We start from the raw sequence: 22,470 nt of genomic DNA, 5'->3' as shown, positions 1-22,470 counted from the left end.
CGAGATGACCGCGAGCGACGGAGCGACCCCGGGCGACGAGCCGGCCACGGGCGACGAGCTGACGGCGACCCCGCCCCTGTCGGAGCTGACGACCATGCGGGTCGGCGGCGTCCCGGAGGCCCTGGTCGCCCCGGCGGACACCGACGCGCTCGTCGCGGCCGCCCGGGAGGTCTGGGCCTCGGGCGAGGACTGGCTGCTGCTCGGCGGCGGCTCGAACACGGTCGCCGGCGACGAGGGCTTCGAGGGCACCGTGATCCGCGTGGTCACCCGCGGTGTCGAGCGCCTCGAGGCGCCGGAGGGCCGCGTGCGCCTGCGGGTGCAGGCCGGCGAGCCCTGGGATGACGTGGTCGCGCTGACCGTTCGCAACGGCTGGTCCGGCATCGAGGCGCTGTCCGGCATCCCCGGCTCGACCGGCGCCGCCCCGGTGCAGAACATCGGAGCGTACGGCCAGGAGCTCGAGTCGGCGCTGCTCGGCGTCGAGTTCCTGGATGCGGGCACGGGGAGGTCCGTCGCCTGTCGCGTGCGGACCTGGACCTGGGGTACCGGACCTCCATCCTGAAGCGCGGGCTGCTCGGTGTCGTGCTCACGGTCGACCTGGAACTCGCGGACAACGCGGTGCCCGGCGGCGTCGGCGCGCCGCTCAGCGCCCCGGTCGCGTACGCTCAGCTCGCCGACTCGCTCGGGGTGCCGCTCGGGTCGCGTGTACCGGTCGCCGAGCTCCGCCGCGCCGTGCTCGCCCTCCGCGCCTCGAAGGGGATGGTGCTCGACCCGGCCGACCCGGACTCGGTCAGCGCGGGCAGCTTCTTCACCAACCCGATCGTCTCGGAGTCGTTCGCGCGCGGCCTGCCGGCGAAAGCGCCCCGCTGGCCCGTCACCCCTCCGGAGCCGGACGTCGTGATCGATCTCCCGGCCGGTGGCGTGCACCCGCTGGACATCCCGCCGCTCGCAGGTGGCCCCTACGACGTCAAGCTTTCCGCCGCTTGGCTGATCGAGAACGCCGGAATCCGGCGGGGGTTCGCGCTGCCGGGCTCGGACGCCGCCATCTCGTCCAAGCACACGCTTGCGATCGTCAACCGCGGCCACGCGAGCGCGGCGGACGTCGTCCAGCTCGCCTCCTTCATCCAGGCCCGGGTCCAGGCGGAGTTCGGGGTGCTGCTGCGACCGGAGCCCATCCTGGTCGGGCTCGACCTGTAGCCGCGCGTCGGTCAGGCCCGCAGGGCCGCGGCGAACGGAAGCACCGCGCCCGCACCCGCCCGGCGCAGTTCGCGCCCGGCAACGGTGACGGTCCAGCGGCTGTCGATCAGGTCGTCCACGAGCAATACCGGCGCGCCGGCGGGGAGTTCGAGTCCGGACGCGTCGAACCGGTCCCAGACACCTGCGAGCCGGTAGGTGCTGTTGCCGCCGGGGCCGCCCGTCGGTCCGCCGCCGCGCAACGCGAGGGCGCCGAGGTAGGAGAGCCTCCCGATGCGGGCGAGCCCGCGCGCGAGGCTCTCGGTGAACCTCGGCCGGCCGCGCGACGGTACGGCGACCACGGCAGCGGGCCGGTTCGCCCAGTCCCAGCCGGCGAGCACTTGCACGCAGGCGTTGAGGACCTCCGGAGGGCACTCGCCGTCCGCCGCGTCGGCGTCGAGGAGTTGCCGAAGCCGACCGCCCCAGCCGAGGTCGGTGAGCCGTGCGAGCACGCGGCCGGTCTCGAGCTGCTCGCCCGGGGCGATCTTGCCCCGCACGGGCACGCCGAGACTGTCCGCGCCGGTCGGCCACAGCTTCCGCGGTTCGACGGGGACGCCGACCCGGTCGAGCTCCGCCGCGATCGTCTGCCGCGCGTCCGTCGCGACTCCCGCCGGATACCATTCGCCGGCGCAACGGTCGCAGCGCCCGCACCGGCCGGCGTCGGGGTCGTCGAGCTGCCGCTGCAGGAACTCCATGCGGCACCCGGAGGTGGTCTCGTAGTCGAGCATCGCCTGCTGCTCGGCCTCGCGCGCTGCCGCGATCCGTTCATAGCGGTCGCGGTCGTACTCCCACGACTGTCCTGTCGACACCCAACCGCCCGGTACGCGCCGCACCGCGCCGTCGACGTCGAGCACCTTGAGCAGCAGCTCGAGGGTGGACGAGCGCAGGTCGACGCGGCTCTCCAGCACGCGCGTGGACTGCACCTGGTCGCTCAGCGCGCCGAGCAGGGCGGTCGCCTTCTCCTCGGTCGGCATGGCCGCCGTGGCGAAGTACCGCCAGATCGCGCGGTCCTCCGGGCCAGGCAGCAGCAGCACGTCCGCCGACTCCGTGGCGCGCCCGGCACGACCGACCTGCTGGTAGTACGCGACCGGGGAGGACGGCGCCCCGAGGTGCACCACGAATCCCAGGTCGGGCTTGTCGAAACCCATACCGAGGGCGCTGGTGGCGATGAGGGCCTTGACCTGGTTGCGTTTCAACCGCCCCTCGAGCTCCTCCCGTTCGGCCGGATCGGTCTGCCCGGTGTACGCGGCGACGTCGTGGCCGGCCCGCCGCAGCACACGCGCCGTGTCGTCCGCGGCCGACACGGTGAGCGCGTAGACGATCCCGCTGCCCGGGAGGTCGGCGAGATGCCCGGCCAGCCACGCCAGGCGGGCGGTGGCATCCTCGAGCGCGAGGACGCCGAGCCGCAGCGAGCGGCGCGCCAGCGGGCCGCGGATGGTGCGCACCGCCGCCGGGAGCGCTGAGTCGCCGAGCTGCTCCTCGACGTCCGCGACCACCCGCTGATTCGCGGTCGCGGTCGTCGCCAGTACCGGTATGCCCTCCGGGAGCTCGGCGACGAGGTCGCGCAATCGCCGGTAGTCCGGCCGGAAGTCGTGCCCCCAGTCGGAGATGCAGTGGGCCTCGTCGATGACGAGCAGCCCGCAGCGCTCGACCAGGGCCGGGAGCTGCTGGTCGCGGAAGTCCGGATTGTTCAGGCGCTCCGGTGACACGAGGAGGACGTCCACCGTGTCGTCGCGCAGCCGCGCGGCCACGTCGTCCCACTCGTGCCGGTTGGCCGAGTTGATCGACAGCGCGCGGACGCCCGCCCGGGCCGCTGCCTCCACCTGGTCGCGCATGAGCGCGAGGAGAGGGGAGACGAGGATGGTCGGCCCCGCGCCCTGCTCGCGCAGCAGCATGGTCGCCACGAAGTACACCGCGGACTTGCCCCACCCGGTGCGCTGAACGACGAGCGCCCTGCTGCGATCGTCGACGAGGGCCGACACCGCCTCGAACTGCCCGTCGTGGAACTCCGCGTCGGGACGGCCGACCAGCGCGCGGAGGCGGCTCAGGGCTCGATCGCGGGTGGCCGGGGAGGCGGTGTCAGTGGTGCTCATGCAGCCATCGTCCCAGACGGTGCCGACGTCGCGACCGGAGCGGGCGAATCTGGGGAAAAGGTCACTGGTTCGGCGAGCTGTGGAGGACTTTGCGCGTGCCGGCGGCAGGCACTCGTGTCGGGTGATCGAGGAGATGAAAAGGCGATGCCCGCCCGGGAGGCCGGCGCAGATCGCTCCCGAGCGGCGGCGAACGCGCCCCTACAGTCTGAGGCGTGTCCACTCGTACCCATACCCGCGCACAGGCTCCGCTCCGCCCGTTCGAGCTGCGGCTCCGCCTCCCCAACGGCACGTCCGCGGTCGTCGTGATGGACGCGCGCAATGTGGGGGAGGCGCTCGACATGGCCCGCAACGCGCTCGGCGACGTCCAGGTCATCGAGTCGCGGTGAGTCCTCGTCCGTGACAGCCGACCCCCAGGGCCGCGGCCCGCTCCGCGTGATGCACGTGGTCGACAGCATGGGACACGGCGGCGCTCAGCAGGTGGTCGTCGACCTGTCCAATTGGCTGGCCGTCGAAAACGACGTGCAGGTATCGGTGTTCGGGACGGGAGGCCCGGCCGTCGCCCGATTGGCGCCTGCCGTCCGCTTCGTCGAGCACGACACCAGCGGGTTCGTCGGGCAGACCAGGCGCTTGCTGCGCGCGGCAGGCCGGCTGCGGCCGGAGATCCTGCACGCCCACCAGCGCCGCGAGGCCCTGCAGTCGCTCATCGTGGGCCGGCTTCTCGGCATCCCGGTCGTCGAGCACGCGCACACGCGGCTGCCGAGCGTTCGCCCGAGGGCTCTGTCGTTCCGTAGCCGCGTCGTCTTCGCGGTCGGTCCCGCCGTCGCCGAGATGGTCGTGGTGGACGCCGGCCGCCCGGCCGACCGTGTGGTGATCGTCGGCAACGCCCCAGCGCAGCGCACCGGAGCGCCCGACCCTGTCGCGAACGAGATCGCCTCGCCGCTGCGACTGCTCGGGGTCGGCCGGATGGTCGACCAGAAGGACCCGCTCCGCTTCGTCCGCGTCGTCGCGGAGCTCGCGACCCGGCGTCCGGTGGAGGCGACGTGGGCCGGCGACGGCGAGCTCCGCGACGCCGCGCGCGCGTCGGCGATCGAACGGGGCGCGCCGGTCGACCTCGCCGGCCAGGTCGACGATGTCCCCGCGCGACTGGACGCCGCGCACTTCCTGCTGATGACCTCGCGCTGGGAGGGCACGCCCCTCGCGGTGCTGGAGGCCTTCGACCGCCGCCGCCCGGTCGTCGCGACGGCATCGGCCGCGAACGGGCTCCTCGGCGACGGCCGGGGCTACGAAGTCCCCGACGACGCCACGGACGCGGAGTTCGCGGACATCATCGCCCGAGCGGCGGACGACACCGCGGCCCGTGCCGCCGTGGTGGAGAGGGCCAAGCGCTGGGCCGACGCCGAGGCGTCCCCCGAACGCGTCTTCGGCCCGGTGCTCGAGGCGTACCGGCGGCTCACCGGGCCGGCCGGCCGCTCGTGAGCCCGCTGCTGCTCTTCGGCGGGGCCGTCGCCATCCTGGCGATCGTCCTGCTCATGATCGCGGTGCCTCCGCGGCTGATCCGCGGCGTTGCAGTGTCGTTCACGGTGGTGGCGGCGTCGTTCGGTCTGGCGTCGTTCGCACCCGACTCCGTGCGGCCGCCCACCGCTCTGGCCGCCATCGGCGTCCTGGTGCTCGCACTCGTCCGGTCGCGGGCCGACACGTCCGGCGGCGTCCGCTTCTGGGCCGTGGCCGCCTGGTGGGGATTCATCTCGCTGAGCGTGTTCCTCGCGGGCAGCTATGGCACGAACCGCATCGTGCTGTATTTCGGCCTGGCGACGCTGGCCGCGTACGTCGCCTCCTCGCTCAGTCGTGCGGAGCTCAGGATGGTGTACGCCACGATCGCCGGTCTGACCGCCGTCCAAGTCGGTCTGGCGTTCGCCGAGATCCTCGTCCTGGCGGAGCCGATCTGGGGGTACGCGGGGACGATCCGGTACAACCCGTTCACCAACGACGTCTACGCACGTGCCCAGGGCACGTTCGGGCACCCCATCGTCTTCGCGGTCTATATCGGGATCGCGATGATCGTCGCGTGGTCGAATCCGGCGCGCTGGTCTCAGAAGTGGAGACTGGCGAACCTGACGGTCGCGACCGTCGGCCTCGCGCTCTCGGGAACGCGCAGCGCCGTCGCAGCCGTCGCCGTCGGGCTGCTCGTCCACATCGCGCTGAACAGCTCGCTGACCTCCTGGCTGCGTGCCGCTCTCGGCGTCGGAGCGGTGATCGTCGTGCTGCTGAACATCGACATCGGGATCGGCGCCCTGGTCGACAACCTGCTCGACTCGGGTTCGTGGACGCACCGCCTCGGCGCGGCCGAGTCCGTCGGCGCCCTCCTGGACCGGCCTCCGATGGAGGCGTGGTTCGGGACCGGGTTCGGGGGTGAGGCTGTTCTGTACGATCGCGGCCTCATGCAGCAGACCTTCCTCCGAGCGGTCGACAACATGCTCGTGTATGCCCTGGGGACTACGGGGATCGTGGGCCTGATCGCCCTCCTCGCGCTCTGGATCGTCGCCTTCTGCTTCGCCGACCGGACCATCAAGGCCGTGCTGGCGATGCTCTTCGCGATGTTCTTCTCGTTCGACCTGTTCACGTGGATGAACATCGGCGTGATCACCAGCTTGATGATCGCCCTCCCACGCGCGGACAAGCCGGTCACGGGCGTCGTCCCGAGGGTGGACTCCGCGCCGGCGCTCGGCACCGTCTAGGCGCGTGGGGCCAGGACGTCGTTGCGAGCTGCAGGGGTGCGACGGGCGTTCACCGCCGCCGTCATCTTCGGGCACCGACCAGGTCGTTCTTCTTCGGCGGGACTTCCAGCTGAGGGGTCGGGTTAGCGCGGTGCCCTCGAACAGCGCCTTCGTGCTCGAGAAGGCGTTACAAAGGCCTGCAGCGTCGGAGCCGTCACTGCCCGGCGCGGAGCTCCTTTCGGGCCGAGCGGCGCGTCGGCGCGTCGTCGCCCTTCGGCCCGTCGGCGCTCGCCGGCTTCTCCGCGTCGCCCGCGGGGACCGACGCGCTCTCGTTCGACGTGTAGTAGTCGTTGCGGTAATACCCGTAGTCGTGGGAGTCGACGCCGTTCGGCGGGATCTTGTTGAGCACGGCGCCCAGCACCTTCCCGTTGACGCGTGTGACCGAGCGGTACGCCTTCTGGAGCTGCTCGGCCGTGACCTGCTTGGCGCCGACCGTGATCACGACGCCGTCCGCGATGGTGCCGAGGATTGCCGCGTCCGTCACCGAGAGAAGCGGGGGCGCGTCGAGGATCACCGTCGCGACGCCGGACAGTGCGCCGATCAGCTCGCGCATCGTCCGCGAGCCCAGGAGCTCGCTCGGGTTCGGCGGCACGCGGCCGGCGCCGAGCACCCGCAGGTGGTTGCTCGCGGTCGGCGCCTGGAGGGCGTCCCCCAGGGCGACGCGGCCGCTCAGCACATCGGTGAGGCCCACGCCGCCGCGCAGGCTGAACAGGGTGGACTGCATCGGACGGCGCAGGTCGCAGTCGATGATGACGACGTTCGCATTGCCGGAGGCGATGGCGTCGGCGAGGTTCGCTGTCAGGGTGGACTTGCCCTCACCGGGGATCGAGCTGGTCACCACGATGACCTTCGGCGGGTTGTCGACGTCGATGTAGCTCAGGTTCGTGCGCAGCTCGCGCAGGGACTCGGAGATCGCGAAGAGCTGCACCGAGTCGGCCGAGCCGTCGTGCTCGACGATGCGCTTGCGGTCGGAGAGCGCCGGGCTGGCGGGGACCGTCCCGATCACCGGGGCGTCGAGGAGGCGCTCGATCTGGTCGACGGAGCGGACCCGGCGGTCGAAGTGCTGACGGAGCAATGCGTACACCAGGGCGAGCGCGCAGCCCGCGAGCAGCGCGAGCACGAGCGCCGTCTGGATGTTGGGCGACGACGGGAAGTACGGGGGACGCGCGTTCGCCAGCGGCACGAACGAGATCGCCGGATCGCCGACCGACCCCTCCGGTGACTCCAGAGCCTTCACCTGGTCCGCGAGCGCGGTCGTCCAGGCGTTGGCGAGCTTCGCGGCACCGTCAGGAGTGCCGGCGCTCGCGGTGATCTCGATGATGGCGGTGTCCGCGGGCAGCGTCGCGCTGATGTGCCCGAGCAGGTCGGAGATGGAGCGGTCCGTGCCGAGGATCTCTTGTGCGCGCTTGGCCACCGCGTCGGACGTCGCCACGCGCACGTACGACTCGGCGCGCGACTTGGCGAGGCTCTCGCCCGCGAACGCCATCGAGAGGCTCTCGCCGGTCGCCGCCTGGGTGAGGCCCGTCGACGTGGACTGGTAGACGCGGGGTTGCAGTGCGGTGAATCCCGCGACGAGACCGATCGTCGCCAGCACGATGATCGCCTCGCCGAGCCAGTAGCGCCTGAGCATGCGCACGAATTCACGCAGATCCCTGCCCTTCGACTGGTTCTCCGTGGTGTCCGTCGGCGAGGTCATCTCACAGCTCCATTCCGGCGTCGTCGGCCTGTTCGTGGTCGGGTTCGGGGTGAGTGGGCTCGATCAGTCGGAGCCGCAGCAACTCGTCGATCAGAGACCGGCAGTCGGCGCGCGCCGACTCCGGGTGGTCGGGGTACGAGCCGAGCACACGGTCGACGATCGCGTCGTCGGTCGCGTGCCCGTCGAACGACTGCCAGAGCAGGCCGGAGGTCCCGTTGAGGACGAACTGCCGGAAGTCGGAGACGTCGGCCACCGCCCAGCGCCCCGCCGTCGTCTCGACCCACACGACGGAGCGGGCATGACGGTGCACCTCCGCAGAGCTTTCACCCTCGATGTCACCCACTGTGCCGGCGTTCATCAGGTCCGCCACTCGAGCACCTCGGCCCTGACGAGGACGTCGATCGTGGTGTGCAAGGCCAGGTCGTCGCCCGGCGCGGTGCCGTGGACCGCCCGCAGCCGATCGAGGAGCTCCGCTTCGGATCGCGCGGTCGCGGCTTCCAGCCACAACGTCTTCGCGACCCCGGCGAGCACCCGGATCTCGCTCCCGTGCGCGAGGACGAGCAGGTCGGAGGTCTCCAGAGCGTCGTCCGGCTGTGTGCGGATGAGGCCGGGGCCGGTCCCGTCGTCGCGGTCGCAGGCGACGTTCGTGAATGCGAGCTCCTCCGCCGGCAGCCGCGGCGACGCGGGCGGCCCGGAGTCGGGGTCGAGGTCGAGCACGTCGGCATAGCTGAGCTGTTCGATCCCGCCGACCTGCCGGATCAGCTCCGCGAGGGCGCCGAGCGGGCTCGGGTGATGCTGCAGCGCCGAGAGCTGCGGGACGAGCGCCTCCAGGCTCTCGACGACGTCGAGCCGCCGGGACCGCGGCCGCCGCGAGCCGCCGGCCTCCCGGTTCAGCACGATCACCCGGTCCACCTCGTGCGCGACGCCGGCGACGCGCAGCCCCAGCTCCGCGGGAGCGAGCTGCGCTTTGGCCGGCCCTCCACGCTCCACCGAGAGGGGCTTCGGGTAGGGGAGGACGCGGCCGTCGGCGCCGACGAGGGCCGTCTCGTCCGTCAGATACCCGTGCGGGCAGGCCAGTCGGGTGATGGCGGTGGTCTTTCCCGCCCCGGAAGGTCCGACCAGGAGGATCGCGCGGCCGTCGGCCCGCACGGCCGCGGCCGCGTGGAACAGCAGCCCCTGTCCGGTGCTCAGGTCGATCAGCGAGCGTGTGATCAGCGCACTGGCGTGGGCCAGGCCGACGGCGACCGAGTCCCGCGTGTCCCCGGGGGAGTCGAGGACGACCTCGTCGTCGGACTCGGCGCGCGGGTCGAGCAGCAGGTGCGCCCACGCCTCCGCGAACGCTGCGGCGAGGGCGCCGGCTCCCGCGCCGGTGACCCGGACCCGGATCGCCCGGCCGAGTGCACCGACGACGAAGTCGGCCTCCGCTTCGTGCGGGCCCTGCAGGTGCGGTCCGATCGGGTGGGCGGGCATGGCTCTCCTCGGGTGCGGTCGGGTCGGGGCGGAAAGACCCAGTATCGGCGCGGGCATGGCCGGGGAGTCGTCGCGGACCTCGCGCCTCGGCGCCGCGGCGATCGGGTGATGTTCTACCGGAGCGATCCGGCACGCAGTCGATTCGTCGGGTGAAGAACGGAACGCGAACGAGCGCTGTCGTCTCCCACCCGGCGGGAGCGGCGACGTCGGCCGGGTGATCCTGTCCGTCTGCATCTGCGACCGCGGCCGTCCTCGCCGCGACACCGACCGAGGGGAGGCCTGATGCCCGGGAGCGGGTTCTCCGTCCTGTTCGTGTGCACCGGCAACATCTGCCGGTCGGCCATGGCCGAACGGCTCCTGACGGCCCGGTTGCAACCCTCCACCGGTGGAGCGAGTGAGGGAGTGACGGTCCGGAGCGCGGGAACGCGCGCGGTCGTCGGACGGTCGATCTCGTCGCAGACCCGCCCCCGCGTGCGCGCGTTCGGCGGCGACCCGGACGGCTTCGTGGCCACGCAGCTCACCGAGGCGACGATCGCCGGCTCCGACCTCGTCCTGGCGCTGACCCAGGAGCACGCCACGCGGGTCACCGCGCTCGACCCGGGCGCTTTCTCCCGCACGTTCACGCTGCTCGAGTTCGCGCGCGCGATCGAGGGCTTCGCCGTGGCCGGCGACCCGGGCGATCCTCGTCGGTGGCGCGCGCTCACCGACCGCGCCGTGGACGCACGCCGCCACGGCCTGCTTCCGCCGCGCGCGGACGACGACATCGACGACCCGTACGGCCGGCCGGACGAGGCGTTCGACGAGATGGCGCGCCGGCTCGTCCCGGCGATCGACATCCTGGCCGGCCGGCAGGCGTCCGCGTGACGACGCCCGACGGCGGCGACGACCCGCGCCTCCCCGACGGAGCCGCGCCTCCCGAAGTATTCGGGCACAGCCAGGAGCAGCGTCGACAGGAGCGGCGTCGATCCGAACGCAGGCGACGGCGCCGCCTCTGGATCTGGATCACCGCCGCCGCGCTGGTGATCGTGCTGCCGGCGGCACTCCTCGGCGGGTACCTGCTCTGGCTGGGGCGGTCGTTCGATGACACCGTCGAGCGCATCCCGAAGGCGTTCCCGGACGAGTCCGGGCGTCCGGCGGCCGTCGCGGGGGCCACCAACCTCCTGCTCATCGGATCGGACTCCCGGAGCGGGCTCCGCGACCCGATGTCGGGCGAGGGGACAGGCGAGCGCTCCGACACGCTCATGCTGGTCCACATCCCCGCGGACCGTTCCGGGATCGTCCTCGTCTCTCTGATGCGCGACCTCTGGGTCCCGATCCCTGGCCACGGCGAGAGCAAGATCAACGCCGCCTACAGCTGGGGCGGCGTGCCGCTGACGGTTCAGACGGTCGAGGGCATGCTCGGGGCGCGCGTCGATCACGTCGCGGTCGTCGACTTCGGAGGGTTCGGCGAGCTCTCCACGGCGCTCGGCGGCGTGAAGGTCTGGTCCGACCAGGCGTTCACGTCCAAGAACATGCCCGGGTACAGCTTCGACAAGGGCGAGAACCGGCTCGAGGGGTCGGCCGCCCTGGCGTTCGTCCGAGAGCGGTACTCGTTCCCCGACGCCGACTATCAGCGCGTGCGCAATCAGCAGGCGTTCGTCCGCGGGATGCTCCAGGGCTTCATCAGCGCTCGGACCTTGACCGATCCGGGCAGGACGCAGTCCGCGATCACGACGCTCGCGCGGTACGTGGCGGTGGACGAGGGGTTGACCGCGTCGGCCGCCGCGTCGCTCGCGCTCAGCTTCCACGGCCTGACGCCCGACGCCATCCACACTCTCACGCTGCCCACCGCGGGGACGGGGACCTCTCCGGACGGGCAGTCGATTGTGCGCGTCGACGAGGCGCGCGTCGAAATCCTCAGAAAAGCGCTCGCCGCCGACGACGTCATACCGACGTTGAAGCGCGGCGCGCTCGGCGATGGAAGGAACTGATGGTCCGCACCGAATCACAACGCCCGCAGACGCTGACCGGCCGGCTGCGCGCCGCGCGCACGCTCGTCCTGGCGGACGCGCTGGTCGTCGGCGGAGTCCTCGCCACCGCACATCTCGCACGCTTCGGGAGCCGAAACGACCGCTTTCAGATCGGGCCGCTCGACACCTCCTACCTGATGGTGTCTATCCTGATCGCCCTGATCTGGCTGGTCCTCGTCGCGATGCTCAACGGGTACGTGTCCTGGCCGAAACGCCTCAACGGCCCGTCGTACGGTCCCCCGGTCCGTGCGACCGTCTGGCTGGTCGCGCTCCTCGCGGTCGCCTCCCTCGTCCTCCAACTCGACCTCTCGCGCGCCTACCTCGCCTTCGCCATGCCGTTCGGCCTGCTGGGTCTGCTCGCGGTGCGCTTCGTGTGCCGGTGGTGGATCTACGCGCACCGCGCGCGCGGCAGGTACATCCGGCGCGCGCTCGTCGTCGGCACGCCGGAACGCGTGGCCGAGCTCGCCGCCGTGTTCGCGGAGCGGGCGGCGCGGGTCGCCGTCGACGTCGTCGCGACGACCGGCATCGAGAACGCACGCGGCCCGTATCTGCGCCGACTCGTCGAGCAGCATCGCGTCGACATCATCGTCCTGACCGAGGAGCGCGACGGCGCCAACGTCCGCCAGCTCCTCTGGGATGTGGAGGGCGCAGGCGCCGTGGTCTGGCTCTCCATCGACGTGCCGGAGCTGGCTGCGCCGCGCGCCGAGTACTTCCCGATCGACCGGCTCCCCATCGTCGAAGTCGCCCCGGCCGATCGCTCGATCACGCGGCGACGGGCGAAGCGCGTGTTCGATGTCGTGCTGAGCGCCCTCGCGCTGACGCTGCTCCTGCCGGTCATCGTCGTCTGCGTCATCGTGATCCGGCTCGACAGCCCGGGTCCGGCCTTCTTCCGGCAGTCGCGGGTCGGCCGCGACGGCATCGCCTTCGGCATCGTGAAGCTCAGAACCATGCGGGTGAACGCCGAGGAGGAGGTCGCCGACCTGCAGCACAGGAACGAGGGAGCAGGGCCGCTGTTCAAGATCAAGGACGACCCGCGCGTCACGCGCGTGGGAGGGTTCCTGCGCCGCACGTCGATCGACGAGCTGCCGCAGCTGTGGAACGTCCTCAAGGGCGAGATGAGCCTCGTCGGACCGCGGCCGGGGCTGCCGTCCGAGGTGGCGGAGTACGACAGGGACAGCCACCGCCGGCTCATCGTCAAGCCGGGGATGACCGGGCTGTGGCAGGTGAGCGGTCGCTCCGACCTGTCCTGGGAGCAGGGCGTGCGGCTCGACCTCTTCTACGTGGAGAACTGGTCGGTGGCCGGCGACCTCCAGATCCTGTTCCAGACGGTCGGCGTGGTGCTGCGCCCGAACGGCGCGTACTGAGAGTCGGCGGCGCCAGGCCTCAGGGCCGCCGCCGGCCGCTCGCGCGCAGCACCGCGAGCGCCTTCGGGAGCGCCCTCGCCCCGCGGACCCAGCGGCGCAGGTAACGGCCGGCGAGCTGGGCGGGCCCGAGCGTCGTCGCGGTGGTCTCCTTCACGAGCGCGGAGGTCGGCGGGAAGAGCGCGAGGCGGAGCTTGGTGAGGCGCTCCCGCGGCGTCGCCCGCTTCCACAGCAGTGCCCGCCGCTGGGAGGCTTCGGGGAATTCCGTGCGCAGCCGCCACTCGGAGGAGGCCTCGCCCCAGTCGTACTCCGCGTCGAAGGGCTTCAGCCGCTCCAGGAACGGTCGAGCCGTGGCGAGCGCGCCGAGCCGGTCCGCGCGCTCGAGCAGGAGCGAGACGTCCATCCGGGAGCACCGTCCGACGAGGAAGTCCAGCTCGAGGCGGTGCCGTCGCGAGAAGCGCGACCGGATCGCATGGACGGCGCCGATCATGATCGCGTCGACGAGTCCCGGGATGGAGATCGGCTGGTTGCCGCACCACATGGTCGTGCGCTGCGCCCAGATCGGAGCGAAGACGTCGTCCTCGAGCTCCAAGCCGGGGTAGCGGAAGTGGACGTCGATGTCGGCGGCCCACTCCGGGTGGTACATGCTCGCGCTGTGGACGGGGAAGGTCTCCGTGTCGGGATCGTGCGGCCTCCGGCGCCAGCCGCGCTTCTCCAGCTCGTCGAGGAGCGGGCCGTAGTCGTCGTGGGTCACGAGGACGTCGACATCGCTGCTGATGTGGGCGGGGCGGAGCCCGTACTGATCCGCGGCGATCCCTTTGATGACGACCAGCCGGACGCCGATCGTGGCGGCCAGCCGGGAGACGGCGGCGGTGAGCAGCAGCGTCGGGTCGGGGACGGCCGGAGGCACGGGCGGGACGCCGGCCGGTTTCACCATGCTTTTCACTCCAGGTCTGCCGATCGGCGATCGTGGGGGCTGCAGCCGCGGTCGGGCCCGTCCCGTGTCGCCCGGGAATCCGCGGCGATCGCGCGTGAAGGCGTGGCAGCCCGCGGCTGTTCACCACTCATAGTCACACCGGGCGCGAGAGGTGAGCGCTCAGGTGATCCTGATGGACCGCTGCCGCGTGATTCCGCGACCGGCCCGGATCGGGCCCTCCTCGCATCGGCCTTACTGGAGTCCTGCGGTCGCCGCTTCCGGTACGGGTACCCGGAGCGGCGCCGCCAGTGGGTGGCAGAGCGTCGCCGCGTCTGCGTGCGTGAGGACGTCCACCCCCGGTGCCGGCCGGCTCATTCGGGTTGAGCGGCCGGCACCTTCTTCCGGGTCAGACCTGCCGGCGCCGGCGGTTGCGCTGGGCGGCGCTGATCGCGCCGAGCAGTGCCGAGACGACGATGACGATCCCGAGGGCGGCGATCCACACGGCGACGGTGCCGCCGGGCGAGAGCGTCGCGAGCCACACCGTCACGCCCGCGAGACGCACGGGCGACGAGACGACCACCAGAACGGTGGCGGCGAGCAGGATGATCAGGATGCCCCAGACGATCCCGCCCCAGCGCACCGGTGGCGGACCGGAGAGCGCCGGGCGCGCCGGGAACGAGTAGGCCGCGTCCGAGAGCCAGGGCTCGGCGGGGGCCGCTGCGGGCGGCTCCGCCGCGGCGACCGGCTTCGTGGGCTCGGTCGGAGCTGCGGAGGCGATCGGGGTCGTGGACGCCGTCGGCGTGTCGGCCGCGGCGGGGATCACCAGGGTCTCCGCATCTCCCGCGTCGGCGGCTGCCGGCGTGGTCGACGGCGTCGGCGGCTGCGCGTTCACGTCGTCGGTCGGCTGGTCGGCGTTCGTGGGCATCTCGTTCTCGCTCTCGTTCACTTCTGGACCCGCTCGATGCGGACCGCGTCGATCTGCGCGACGCGGACGATGGCCTCCGGAGTCCCGCCCGGTCCGACCAGGATGTCCGTGGAGCAGCCGCTGAACGGCTCCGGGTCGCAGCGGTGCACCTGCTCGCCGCCCGAAGGGTCCGTCACCGTCACGGTGGAGGCGGTGGCCGCCTCCACCCGCACCGTGGAGTCTGCGGGGACGATCACCGTGGTCGGTCCCGGCCCTTTGGCGAGGTTCACCACAGGCGTGCCGGACGCCGTCACGGCCTTCGTGAGATCGATCGTCGTGTCGCCGACGGCCTGCAGGTAGTTCGCGCTCGCGGCCGGGGTCGCGGACAGTGTGCTGCCCGCCGTGATGCTCGCATCCAGGCGGACCGCCGGGGAGGTCGGCAGCAGCGCGGCCAGCACGGTGAGCGCCGCGAGCAGGATGCCGAGGAAGATCAGGAAGCCGCTGCGGCGGCGGGCGATCCCTGCGATCAGGATCGTGACGCCGAAGACCAGCGTCGCCGCGGCGAGGGCGGCTGTCAGGGCGTAACCGGGCAGGCCGGTGAGCGGCCCCCAGAGCGCCGCGGCGAGGGCGCCGGCGACGAGCGCCAGGCCGACCGCCAGCCAGCCGACCGCGGCGCCGACCCGCGGGTTCGCCGCGCGGTAGGCCACGCGTCGGGCCTCGGCCTCGGCGTTCGCCGCGGACGCCTGAGCCCGGAGCTGGGCAGAACGCTGGGCCTTCACCGTGCGCATGTCCTCGGAGAGCCGCTGCTTCCACTGGTCGTGCTCGGCCTTCCACTGCGCCTGACGGGCACGCCAGTCGGTGACCTCGCGGTCGGTCGCGCCGGCGCCGGGCGCGGGAGGGGCGGTCGGCTCGGCGACCGTGGCGACGGTGGGGGTCGTGGGGAGGGGAGGGCTCGCGGGTGCGGACGGCTGCCCGGCCGTCGCGGCACCGCCCGCACTTCCGGTCCACCACCGGCGATCGGCCTGCCTCCCGGCGAACACGATCAGCGTCGTGGCGGCCGCGAGGACGATCAGCGTCCAGATGACCCGCCCGACCGGGTCCCCCCAGCCCGGATCGTGACCGAACCAACACACCCCCTCGGACCAGGGCAGCAGCGAGAGGACGACGAGCACTCCGATCGCGACCATCGGAGGCTCGAACTCGCCCTCGAAGAGCCGCTGCAGGTGGATGCGGCCGTCGCGGTCCGGCAGCAGCGCCCAGGCGAGGGCGTAGAACAGGATGGCGGGCGCGCCGAGCAGCGCGGCCACCACCACGATGCCGCGGACGATGAGCGGGTCGATGCCGATCCGGTAGGCGACGCCCGCGCAGACGCCGCCGATCCAGCCGTCGGTGCGCGTGACGCCGAGGCTGCGCATCCAGTCGAAGAAGCGGGTGCCGCGGCCGGAGAGACCCGTCTGCGGGCCGCCGTACGGGGCCTGCGGGCCGCCGGCGGCCGAGCCGTTGGGCGGGACGCCGTCCGAGGGGACCCCGTCCGACGGGACGCCGTTCGACGGGGGAGGGGTCGTGCTGTCGTTCACCATGACTCGATCGTGGCGCGCGGCAGCGCGGCGCCGCTATGGGGGACACCCTGACCGCACCCTGATTCCCTGCCCCTGCGCTGTGCGGGACGGTCCTGGTCTGCTTGGATTCCAGGTATGGCCTCCACTCCGGCGACCCCGTCCGGTCCGGCGTACCGAGGGCGCACCCCGCGCCCTCCGCTCGCGCGCCCACGGGACTGCCTGGTCGGCGGGGTGAGCGTGGCTCTGGCGGACCACCTCGGCTGGCCGGTGGTCGCCGTGCGCTGGATCTTCGTCGGCACCTCCCTGATCGGCGGTGCCGGCGTGCTGTTCTATCTGTGGCTCTGGGCGCTGACGCCGTTGCGCGCGGCGGCCCCGGACGATCCGGACGAGCGCGTCACCCGCCGGGTGAACGTGCCGTTGGTGCTCGCCGGGGTCGGCGTCGCCGCGGGGGTCGCCGCCGTCGTCATGGTCGCCGCGGACGCGCAGGGCTCCGCGTTCGGCGCCGTCCTGACCTCGGTCCTGCTGCTGGTGGCGGCCGTGATCTGGGATCAGCTCGTGGACGACCAGAGTCTCGCCCCGTCCCCGCTCGCGCCCGCGACGTTCCGCCTGGCCGCCGGCGGGTTCCTGGTCGCGTTGGCGCTCCTGCTCAGCGGGATGCAGGCCGGGCGCTCGTCGGGGTACCTGTGGCTCGCGATCATCGGCGCCACCTTCGCAGGCGCGGCCGTCCTGGTCGCGCCGTGGGCGCTGCGGCTCTGGCGCGAGCTGATCGCCGAGCGGACGGCGCGCGTCCGCGAGGAGCAGCGCGCCGAGATGGCCGCCCACCTCCACGACTCGGTGCTGCAGACGCTCGCCCTCATCCAGAACCGGGCGGGAGCCTCCAGCGAGGTCGGCCGGATCGCGCGCGCCCAGGAGCGCGAGCTGCGCGACTGGCTCTATGCGGAGGGCCTCTACGCGGAGCGCACCGACGGTGTGGGGCACGAGGGCTCCGACCTGGCCACGGAGCTCCGCGCGGTGGCTGCGGCACTGGAGGTCGACCACGCCGTGCACTTCGACGTGGTGAGCGTGGGGGAGCCGGTGCTCCGCGCGCCCGCGGAGCTGGCGGCCGCCGCTCGGGAGGCGATGCTCAACGCCGCCAGGCACGCGGGCGGCGACGTCTCCGTGTACGTCGAGTCCGGAGCGGGGACGGCGGACGTGTTCGTCCGCGACCGCGGCCCCGGCTTCGACATCGCCGCGCTGCCGGAGGGCCGGCTGGGCGTGCGCGAGTCGATCGTCGGCCGGATGCGCCGCGCCGGAGGCCACGCCACCGTGACCTCGCGGGACACCGGGACCGAGATCCACCTGACCGTCGAACTGCCCGCCGAGCGAGAATGAGACCATGACCGACGACACTGCTGCGGGCGCGATCACGGTCGTGATCGTCGACGACCACTCGATCTTCCGCTCGGGCCTGCGCTCCGACCTGGACGCCCGCCTCCGCGTCGTGGCCGAGGCGCAGGACGTCGACGGCGCCGTGGAGGCGATCCTGCGCACGCATCCGGACGTCGTGCTGCTCGACGTCCACCTGCCGGGCGGCGCGGGCGGTGGCGGCGCGGAGGTTCTCCGGCGCACCGCGGCCGAGCACCAGCGCACGCGCTTCCTCGCGCTCAGCGTCTCCGACGCGGCGGAGGACGTGGTGGGCGTGATCCGCGGCGGAGCCCGCGGCTACCTGACCAAGGGCAGTTCGGGACGGCAGGTCAGCGACGCGGTCGTGGCCGTGGCGGGAGGCGACGCGGTCTTCTCGCCGAAGCTCGCGGGGTTCGTGCTCGACGCCTTCGGCGCGGCGGCGGGGGAGCAGGCCGAGAGCACCGACGAGCTCGACCGGCTCTCGGCGCGCGAGCGGGAGGTCATGCGGCTGATCGCGCGCGGCTACGCTTACAAGGAGGTCGCCGCCGAGCTCTTCATCTCGGTCAAGACCGTCGAGACGCATGTCTCCGCCGTGCTGCGCAAGCTGCAGCTCTCCTCGCGTCACGAGCTCACCGCGTGGGCCCTGGAGCGCAAGCTGCTCTGAGCGCCGTGTTTTTGCGAGGGGCTGTGGCGTCCCGTACACTTGGTGGCGGTGGTTGAATCCGCCAAGCTTTTCTGCGCCTATTTTCGCGAATGCCAGGAGGGTCTTCCGGGTTCACGATCTTTAGGGCGGTAGCTCAATTGGCAGAGCAGCGGTCTCCAAAACCGCAGGTTGCAGGTTCGATTCCTGTCCGCCCTGCAAACCGGCATCCCGGATGCCGGTCCACGAAAGGTGTAACGAGGTGGCCCGAAAGGTAATCGACGAACCGAGCGAGGAAGTCGTCGCCAACGCCAAGAAGGATCGTGCCGCGAGGCGCAACCCCTTCGCGCGGATCGCCCTGTTCATCCGGCAGGTCATCGGCGAACTCAAGAAGGTCGTCACGCCGACGCGCAAGGAGCTCCTGAGCTACACCGGCGTCGTGCTCGTCTTCGTGGTGATCATGATGGCGATCGTGTCCCTGCTCGACTGGGTGTTCGGTCTCGGTGTGGTGTGGGTCTTCGGGCATCCGAAGTAATCCGCGCATCCCGACCGGCCGCACGGCCATACCGACAGAAATGGAATGAATTCAGTGTCTGAGACGAACCGCGACGACGTCGACTGGGCGACCGCTGCCGAGCAGTCCTCCGAAGACGACGAGGCGCAGACGGGCAACGTCCTGGAGCGCGACGAGGAGTCGTCCGACCCCGCCGAGCACGAGGCGCTGCACATCGTCGCCGAGGACGGCACCGAGATCGACCTGGACGCCGTCCTCGACGCGATGGCCGAGGCCGTCGACCCCGAGGCCGACCGCGCCGTCGACGAGGCCCTCGAGGTCGACTCCGCCGAAGAGGCCGAGGCCGCCCAGGAGGCCGTCGAGGACGAGGACGAGGTCGCCGCCGACCCGTACGAGGAGTTCCGCGCCGAGCTGCGCGCCAAGTTCGGCAAGTGGTACGTCATCCACTCCTACGCCGGCTTCGAGCGCCGCGTGAAGTCCAACATCGAGAACCGCATGGTCTCCATGAACATGGAGGACTTCATCTTCGAGGTCCAGGTCCCGATGGAGGACGTGGTCGAGATCAAGAACGGCCAGCGCAAGATGGTCAACCGTGTGCGCATCCCCGGCTACGTGCTGGTGCGCATGGACCTCAACGAGGACAGCTGGTCCGTCGTCCGGCACACGCCGGGCGTGACCGGGTTCGTCGGCAACGCCCACAACCCGACCCCGCTGCGCTTCGAAGAGGCCTTCTCGATGCTCAAGAGCCTCGTGCAGGTCGAGCAGGCCCCGGCCAAGGGCGGCGCGAAGGGCCAGAAGGCCGCCGCGCGCGTCATCCCGGCCGAGGTCGACTTCGAGATCGGCGAGACCATCACCATCAAGGAGGGCTCGTTCGCGGGTCTGCCTGGCTCGATCAGCGAGATCAAGCCGGAGAGCGGCAAGCTCACCGTGCTCGTGTCGCTCTTCGAGCGCGAGACCCCGGTCGAGCTCAGCTTCGACCAGGTCACGAAGCTCTGACACCCACAGATTTTCAGCACACCGGGTCTCGGAAGGGCCGAGAAACCGGGAGAGCGACGCGGGCGTGACGCCCACGTGCTCGAATACACAAAGAAGGAAGAGACATGGCACCGAAGAAGAAGGTCACCGGTCTGATCAAGCTTCAGATCAAGGCCGGCGCCGCCAACCCGGCCCCGCCGATCGGCCCGGCCCTGGGTCAGCACGGCGTGAACATCATGGAGTTCTGCAAGGCGTACAACGCGGCCACCGAGGCGCAGCGCGGCAACGTCATCCCGGTGGAGATCACCGTCTACGAGGACCGTTCGTTCACGTTCGTCCTCAAGACCCCGCCGGCCGCCGAGCTCATCAAGAAGGCCGCGGGCGTCCCCAAGGGCTCCGGCGTGCCGCACACCACCAAGGTCGGCAAGCTGACCAAGGACCAGGTGCGCGAGATCGCCGAGCAGAAGATGGTCGACCTCAACGCCAACGACATCGACGCGGCGTCGAAGATCATCGCAGGCACCGCCCGTTCGATGGGCATCACGGTCGAGGCGTAAGCCCGACCTCCCCGTCACCCAGACATCACCGTGGCAGAGCCGGCCAGGCTCGCACCACATTCTCGTAAGGAGAAATCTCATGGCACAGAAGTCCAAGGCCTACCGGGCCGCGGCCGACAAGATCGAAGCCGGCAAGTTCTACACCCCTACCGAGGCCGTCACCCTCGCGAAGGAGACCGGTTCCGCCAAGTTCAACTCGACCGTCGAGGTCGCGCTGAAGCTCGGCGTTGACCCGCGCAAGGCGGACCAGATGGTCCGCGGCACCGTCATCCTTCCTCACGGTACCGGCAAGACCGCGCGCGTCATCGTGTTCGCGACCGGCCCGGCCGCTGAGGCCGCCATCGCCGCGGGCGCCGACGAGGTCGGCGGCAGCGACCTGATCGAGAAGGTCGCCGGCGGTTACACCGACTTCGACTCGGCCGTCTCCACCCCGGAGCTCATGGGCCAGGTCGGCCGTCTCGGCAAGGTGCTGGGCCCGCGCGGCCTGATGCCGAACCCGAAGACCGGCACGGTCACCCCGGATGTCGCGAAGGCCGTCTCCGACATCAAGGGCGGAAAGATCGAGTTCCGCGTCGACAAGCACTCCAACGTGCACTTCGTGGTCGGCAAGGCGGGCTTCACCGCCGAGCAGCTCGACGAGAACATCAAGGCCGCCCTCGACGAGGTCGTCCGTCTCAAGCCGTCCGCTGCGAAGGGCCGTTACATCCAGAAGGGCGCTGTGTCGACCACGTTCGGCCCGGGCATCCCGCTGGACGTCAACGCGATCTGATCGCATCGTTCCCTCGACGGGCCGGCACCGCTCACGCGGTGACCGGCCCGTCGCCGTCTCCGCCGCCCCTCGGCGGAGGGTGAGGGCCGCTACGCTGGCGGGATGACCGTCGTGATCCGTCTCGCGACCGCGGCCGACGCGGAGGCACTCGCCGGCGTCGCCGCGGTGACCTTTCCGCTCGCGTGCCCTCCGCACACCACCGAGGAGGCGAAGAGCGCATTCATCGCCTCCGTGCTGTCGACCGAGCGATTCGGCGAGTACGCGGTCGACCCGGGCCGCCGGCTGCTGGTGGCGCAGGACGACGACGGCGCGGTGATCGGCTACACGATGGTGAACCTCGGCGAGCCGGCCGACGCCGACGTGCGCGCCTCCGTCCGGATGCATCCGACCGCCGAGCTCAGCAAGTGCTATGTCCTCCCCGGGCATCACGGCGAGGGCGTCGCCGGCCGGCTGATGGAGGCGAGCCTCGCGGTGGCGACCGAGGCCGGGGCCGCGGGGATCTGGCTCGGCGTCAATGAGGAGAACGCGCGCGCCCAGCGCTTCTACGGCAAACACGGCTTCGAGCGCGTCGGCTCGAAGCGCTTCCTGGTCGGGGACCGGCTCGAGGACGACTGGGTGATGGAGCGCGAACTGGTCAGCCTTCCGCGATCTTGAGGACGATGGCGCCGCGGGTGTGCTCCTCCTCGAGCGCCCGGTGGGCCTCCGCGATCTCGTCGAGCGGGAAGATCCGGTCGACGTGCACGCGAACGCTCCCGGTCTCCAGGAGCCGGGCGATGACAGCGAGCGTGCTCCCGTCCGGTGCTCCCGTGTAGCCGGTCGCCCGCACTCCGGCTGCCTCCGCGGCCTCGGCCAGCCCGGGATCGACGCCGGCCGGGACCTGCAGCACCAACAGGCCGCCCGGGCGGATGAGGGCGAGAGCGCGAGTGGCGCGCTCCAGGTCCGCGGCGGGGTCGATGACGACATCGACGGTGTCGCCGAGCCCGGTGGGGTCGTACCCGGTGGCGGCCTCGTCCACCACCTCGGCCGCGCCGAGGGAGCGCAGCCAGGCGTGGTTCGCGCTCGACGTCGTGGCGATCACGTGGGCGCCGAAGTAGGCGGCGAACTGGATCGCGAAATGGCCGACCGCGCCGGTGCCGGCATGCACCAGCACGCGCTGGCCGTCGTGCGCCTTGGCCAGCTCGACCACCATCCCCCAGGCGGTCAGCGCGGCGTGCGGCGCCGCTGCCGCCTCGATGTGCGAGAGCGTCGCGGGCTTGCGGACGAGACTCACGCTCGGCACCGACACGTACTCGGCGTAGCTGCCTCCGAAGCGGGGGACCATCACCATGCCGAACACCTCGTCGCCCGGCCGCAACGGATGCGCGGCGAACGGCGACTCCACGACGACCCCGCTGAAGTCGTGCCCGAGCACAGCCGGGAAGCTGTGGATGGCGCCGAACACGCCGCCGCCGGAGCGGGTGGAGGCGTCGAGTGGGTTGACGCCCGCCGCGACGACCTTGACCAGGAACTCCGCGTTCACCCGGTCGGGCGTCGGGGCCTCGCCGATCCGGAGGGCGGCCGGGTCGCCTGCCGCGTCGAGCAGCGCGGCACGCATCGTGTTCGGCATTCGTGATCCCCTCA

The 22,470-nt window shown here is 71.8% G+C and carries 23 protein-coding genes and 1 tRNA gene; 16 read left to right on the top strand and 8 right to left on the bottom strand.

The window, feature by feature from the left end:
• The first annotated feature begins 4 nt into the window (after nt 1–4).
• Both ACR5MH_RS10545 and ACR5MH_RS10540 read left to right on the top strand, forming a co-directional pair.
• The gene (locus ACR5MH_RS10545) at nt 5–559 is read left to right on the top strand and encodes an FAD-binding protein (protein ID WP_433862580.1); all 555 of its coding nucleotides are present in this window, start codon (nt 5–7) and stop codon (nt 557–559) included.
• Nucleotides 514–1,194 (top strand): UDP-N-acetylmuramate dehydrogenase, encoded by a 681-nt coding sequence (locus ACR5MH_RS10540; protein ID WP_433862638.1) that lies wholly within the window; start codon nt 514–516, stop codon nt 1,192–1,194. Before ACR5MH_RS10545 ends, ACR5MH_RS10540 begins: the two co-directional genes overlap by 46 nt.
• Before the next feature lie 11 nt (nt 1,195–1,205).
• Here the strand turns inward: ACR5MH_RS10540 and ACR5MH_RS10535 are convergent, their stop codons facing one another.
• On the bottom strand, nt 1,206–3,323 hold the full coding sequence (locus tag ACR5MH_RS10535) for a RecQ family ATP-dependent DNA helicase (protein WP_431347159.1): 2,118 nt from the start codon (nt 3,321–3,323) through the stop codon (nt 1,206–1,208).
• A gap of 212 nt (nt 3,324–3,535) precedes the next feature.
• Here ACR5MH_RS10535 and ACR5MH_RS10530 point away from each other — a divergent pair, with 212 nt between their 5' ends.
• From ACR5MH_RS10530 to ACR5MH_RS10520, 3 genes are read left to right on the top strand one after another with little or no spacing between them, the layout of a single operon-like run.
• Complete coding sequence (locus ACR5MH_RS10530; protein WP_431347158.1) at nt 3,536–3,709, top strand: hypothetical protein; 174 nt, start codon at nt 3,536–3,538, stop codon at nt 3,707–3,709.
• A gap of 10 nt (nt 3,710–3,719) precedes the next feature.
• The gene (locus tag ACR5MH_RS10525; RefSeq protein ID WP_431347157.1) at nt 3,720–4,799 is read left to right on the top strand and encodes a glycosyltransferase; all 1,080 of its coding nucleotides are present in this window, start codon (nt 3,720–3,722) and stop codon (nt 4,797–4,799) included.
• Nucleotides 4,796–6,058 (top strand): O-antigen ligase family protein, encoded by a 1,263-nt coding sequence (locus ACR5MH_RS10520; protein ID WP_431347156.1) that lies wholly within the window; start codon nt 4,796–4,798, stop codon nt 6,056–6,058. The genes ACR5MH_RS10525 and ACR5MH_RS10520 overlap by 4 nt, the downstream gene beginning before the upstream one ends.
• A gap of 193 nt (nt 6,059–6,251) precedes the next feature.
• On the opposite strand, the gene ACR5MH_RS10515 is transcribed toward ACR5MH_RS10520, so the two are convergent.
• The 3 genes from ACR5MH_RS10515 to ACR5MH_RS10505 are packed head-to-tail and all read right to left on the bottom strand — an operon-like array spanning nt 6,252 to nt 9,263.
• Nucleotides 6,252–7,793, bottom strand: a complete 1,542-nt coding sequence (locus tag ACR5MH_RS10515; RefSeq protein ID WP_431347155.1) for a polysaccharide biosynthesis tyrosine autokinase — start codon at nt 7,791–7,793, stop codon at nt 6,252–6,254.
• A gap of 1 nt (nt 7,794) precedes the next feature.
• A complete protein-coding gene (locus ACR5MH_RS10510; protein WP_431347154.1) occupies nt 7,795–8,163 on the bottom strand; it encodes a PqqD family protein in 369 nt (122 codons plus the stop codon).
• Nucleotides 8,151–9,263: a hypothetical protein gene (locus ACR5MH_RS10505; protein WP_433862579.1), complete on the bottom strand. Its 1,113-nt coding sequence runs from the start codon at nt 9,261–9,263 to the stop codon at nt 8,151–8,153. The genes ACR5MH_RS10510 and ACR5MH_RS10505 overlap by 13 nt, the downstream gene beginning before the upstream one ends.
• A gap of 282 nt (nt 9,264–9,545) precedes the next feature.
• Between ACR5MH_RS10505 and ACR5MH_RS10500 the strand changes: the two genes are divergently transcribed.
• Genes ACR5MH_RS10500 through ACR5MH_RS10490 form a run of 3 tightly spaced genes read left to right on the top strand, consistent with a single transcriptional unit; the run spans nt 9,546 to nt 12,636 of the window.
• A complete protein-coding gene (locus ACR5MH_RS10500) occupies nt 9,546–10,127 on the top strand; it encodes a low molecular weight phosphatase family protein (RefSeq protein WP_431347152.1) in 582 nt (193 codons plus the stop codon).
• The gene (locus tag ACR5MH_RS10495; RefSeq protein WP_431347151.1) at nt 10,124–11,233 is read left to right on the top strand and encodes an LCP family protein; all 1,110 of its coding nucleotides are present in this window, start codon (nt 10,124–10,126) and stop codon (nt 11,231–11,233) included. The genes ACR5MH_RS10500 and ACR5MH_RS10495 overlap by 4 nt, the downstream gene beginning before the upstream one ends.
• Nucleotides 11,233–12,636, top strand: a complete 1,404-nt coding sequence (locus ACR5MH_RS10490; RefSeq protein WP_431347150.1) for a sugar transferase — start codon at nt 11,233–11,235, stop codon at nt 12,634–12,636. The genes ACR5MH_RS10495 and ACR5MH_RS10490 overlap by 1 nt, the downstream gene beginning before the upstream one ends.
• Before the next feature lie 19 nt (nt 12,637–12,655).
• Here ACR5MH_RS10490 and ACR5MH_RS10485 read toward each other — a convergent pair whose 3' ends face one another.
• From ACR5MH_RS10485 to ACR5MH_RS10475, 3 genes are all read right to left on the bottom strand, one after another.
• A complete protein-coding gene (locus ACR5MH_RS10485) occupies nt 12,656–13,570 on the bottom strand; it encodes a nucleotidyltransferase family protein (protein WP_431347149.1) in 915 nt (304 codons plus the stop codon).
• A 385-nt stretch (nt 13,571–13,955) separates the two neighbouring features.
• On the bottom strand, nt 13,956–14,474 hold the full coding sequence (locus tag ACR5MH_RS10480) for a hypothetical protein (RefSeq protein WP_433862578.1): 519 nt from the start codon (nt 14,472–14,474) through the stop codon (nt 13,956–13,958).
• Between the two features lie 17 nt (nt 14,475–14,491).
• Nucleotides 14,492–16,033: a PspC domain-containing protein gene (locus ACR5MH_RS10475; RefSeq protein WP_433862577.1), complete on the bottom strand. Its 1,542-nt coding sequence runs from the start codon at nt 16,031–16,033 to the stop codon at nt 14,492–14,494.
• A gap of 114 nt (nt 16,034–16,147) precedes the next feature.
• Between ACR5MH_RS10475 and ACR5MH_RS10470 the strand changes: the two genes are divergently transcribed.
• The 8 genes from ACR5MH_RS10470 (at nt 16,148) to ACR5MH_RS10435 (ending at nt 21,504) form a co-directional block, all read left to right on the top strand.
• Complete coding sequence (locus ACR5MH_RS10470; RefSeq protein WP_431347147.1) at nt 16,148–17,383, top strand: ATP-binding protein; 1,236 nt, start codon at nt 16,148–16,150, stop codon at nt 17,381–17,383.
• A gap of 4 nt (nt 17,384–17,387) precedes the next feature.
• The gene (locus ACR5MH_RS10465) at nt 17,388–18,059 is read left to right on the top strand and encodes a LuxR C-terminal-related transcriptional regulator (RefSeq protein WP_433862576.1); all 672 of its coding nucleotides are present in this window, start codon (nt 17,388–17,390) and stop codon (nt 18,057–18,059) included.
• A 122-nt stretch (nt 18,060–18,181) separates the two neighbouring features.
• Nucleotides 18,182–18,254: transfer RNA gene (locus ACR5MH_RS10460), tRNA-Trp, on the top strand.
• A 43-nt stretch (nt 18,255–18,297) separates the two neighbouring features.
• On the top strand, nt 18,298–18,570 hold the full coding sequence (secE, locus tag ACR5MH_RS10455) for a preprotein translocase subunit SecE (RefSeq protein ID WP_369961021.1): 273 nt from the start codon (nt 18,298–18,300) through the stop codon (nt 18,568–18,570).
• 54 nt (nt 18,571–18,624) lie between these two features.
• Complete coding sequence (gene nusG / locus ACR5MH_RS10450; RefSeq protein ID WP_431347146.1) at nt 18,625–19,545, top strand: transcription termination/antitermination protein NusG; 921 nt, start codon at nt 18,625–18,627, stop codon at nt 19,543–19,545.
• 104 nt (nt 19,546–19,649) lie between these two features.
• Complete coding sequence (gene rplK / locus ACR5MH_RS10445; protein ID WP_431347145.1) at nt 19,650–20,081, top strand: 50S ribosomal protein L11; 432 nt, start codon at nt 19,650–19,652, stop codon at nt 20,079–20,081.
• Between the two features lie 79 nt (nt 20,082–20,160).
• Nucleotides 20,161–20,850 carry a 50S ribosomal protein L1 gene (gene rplA / locus ACR5MH_RS10440; RefSeq protein WP_431347144.1) on the top strand — a complete coding sequence of 230 codons (690 nt, stop codon included), beginning with the start codon at nt 20,161–20,163 and terminating at the stop codon, nt 20,848–20,850.
• A gap of 102 nt (nt 20,851–20,952) precedes the next feature.
• On the top strand, nt 20,953–21,504 hold the full coding sequence (locus tag ACR5MH_RS10435; RefSeq protein WP_431347143.1) for a GNAT family N-acetyltransferase: 552 nt from the start codon (nt 20,953–20,955) through the stop codon (nt 21,502–21,504).
• Here ACR5MH_RS10435 and ACR5MH_RS10430 read toward each other — a convergent pair.
• Nucleotides 21,485–22,456: an NADP-dependent oxidoreductase gene (locus ACR5MH_RS10430; RefSeq protein ID WP_431347142.1), complete on the bottom strand. Its 972-nt coding sequence runs from the start codon at nt 22,454–22,456 to the stop codon at nt 21,485–21,487. The genes ACR5MH_RS10435 and ACR5MH_RS10430 overlap by 20 nt on opposite strands.
• Between the last annotated feature and the right edge of the window lie 14 nt (nt 22,457–22,470).

The sequence above is a fragment of the Streptomyces sp. L7 genome (genome assembly GCF_050990935.1).
Taxonomy (GTDB): Bacteria; Actinomycetota; Actinomycetes; order Actinomycetales; family Microbacteriaceae; genus Leifsonia.
Note: the sequence above shows the minus strand (reverse complement) of the source record. Positions and strands in the feature narration are given on the sequence as shown.

Excerpts from the sequence above, each read along its gene's own strand:
- ACR5MH_RS10490 (WP_431347150.1), top strand. The coding sequence starts at position 11,233 with ATGGTCCGCACCGAATCACAACGCCCGCAGACGCTGACCGGCCGGCTG.
- ACR5MH_RS10505 (WP_433862579.1), bottom strand. The coding sequence starts at position 9,263 with ATGCCCGCCCACCCGATCGGACCGCACCTGCAGGGCCCGCACGAAGCG.
- ACR5MH_RS10485 (WP_431347149.1), bottom strand. The coding sequence starts at position 13,570 with ATGGTGAAACCGGCCGGCGTCCCGCCCGTGCCTCCGGCCGTCCCCGAC.
- rplA (WP_431347144.1), top strand. The coding sequence starts at position 20,161 with ATGGCACAGAAGTCCAAGGCCTACCGGGCCGCGGCCGACAAGATCGAA.
- ACR5MH_RS10465 (WP_433862576.1), top strand. The coding sequence starts at position 17,388 with ATGACCGACGACACTGCTGCGGGCGCGATCACGGTCGTGATCGTCGAC.
- ACR5MH_RS10480 (WP_433862578.1), bottom strand. The coding sequence starts at position 14,474 with ATGCCCACGAACGCCGACCAGCCGACCGACGACGTGAACGCGCAGCCG.
- ACR5MH_RS10475 (WP_433862577.1), bottom strand. The coding sequence starts at position 16,033 with ATGGTGAACGACAGCACGACCCCTCCCCCGTCGAACGGCGTCCCGTCG.
- ACR5MH_RS10435 (WP_431347143.1), top strand. The coding sequence starts at position 20,953 with ATGACCGTCGTGATCCGTCTCGCGACCGCGGCCGACGCGGAGGCACTC.
- ACR5MH_RS10515 (WP_431347155.1), bottom strand. The coding sequence starts at position 7,793 with ATGACCTCGCCGACGGACACCACGGAGAACCAGTCGAAGGGCAGGGAT.
- rplK (WP_431347145.1), top strand. The coding sequence starts at position 19,650 with ATGGCACCGAAGAAGAAGGTCACCGGTCTGATCAAGCTTCAGATCAAG.
- ACR5MH_RS10430 (WP_431347142.1), bottom strand. The coding sequence starts at position 22,456 with ATGCCGAACACGATGCGTGCCGCGCTGCTCGACGCGGCAGGCGACCCG.
- ACR5MH_RS10500 (WP_431347152.1), top strand. The coding sequence starts at position 9,546 with ATGCCCGGGAGCGGGTTCTCCGTCCTGTTCGTGTGCACCGGCAACATC.
- ACR5MH_RS10470 (WP_431347147.1), top strand. The coding sequence starts at position 16,148 with ATGGCCTCCACTCCGGCGACCCCGTCCGGTCCGGCGTACCGAGGGCGC.
- ACR5MH_RS10535 (WP_431347159.1), bottom strand. The coding sequence starts at position 3,323 with ATGAGCACCACTGACACCGCCTCCCCGGCCACCCGCGATCGAGCCCTG.
- ACR5MH_RS10545 (WP_433862580.1), top strand. The coding sequence starts at position 5 with ATGACCGCGAGCGACGGAGCGACCCCGGGCGACGAGCCGGCCACGGGC.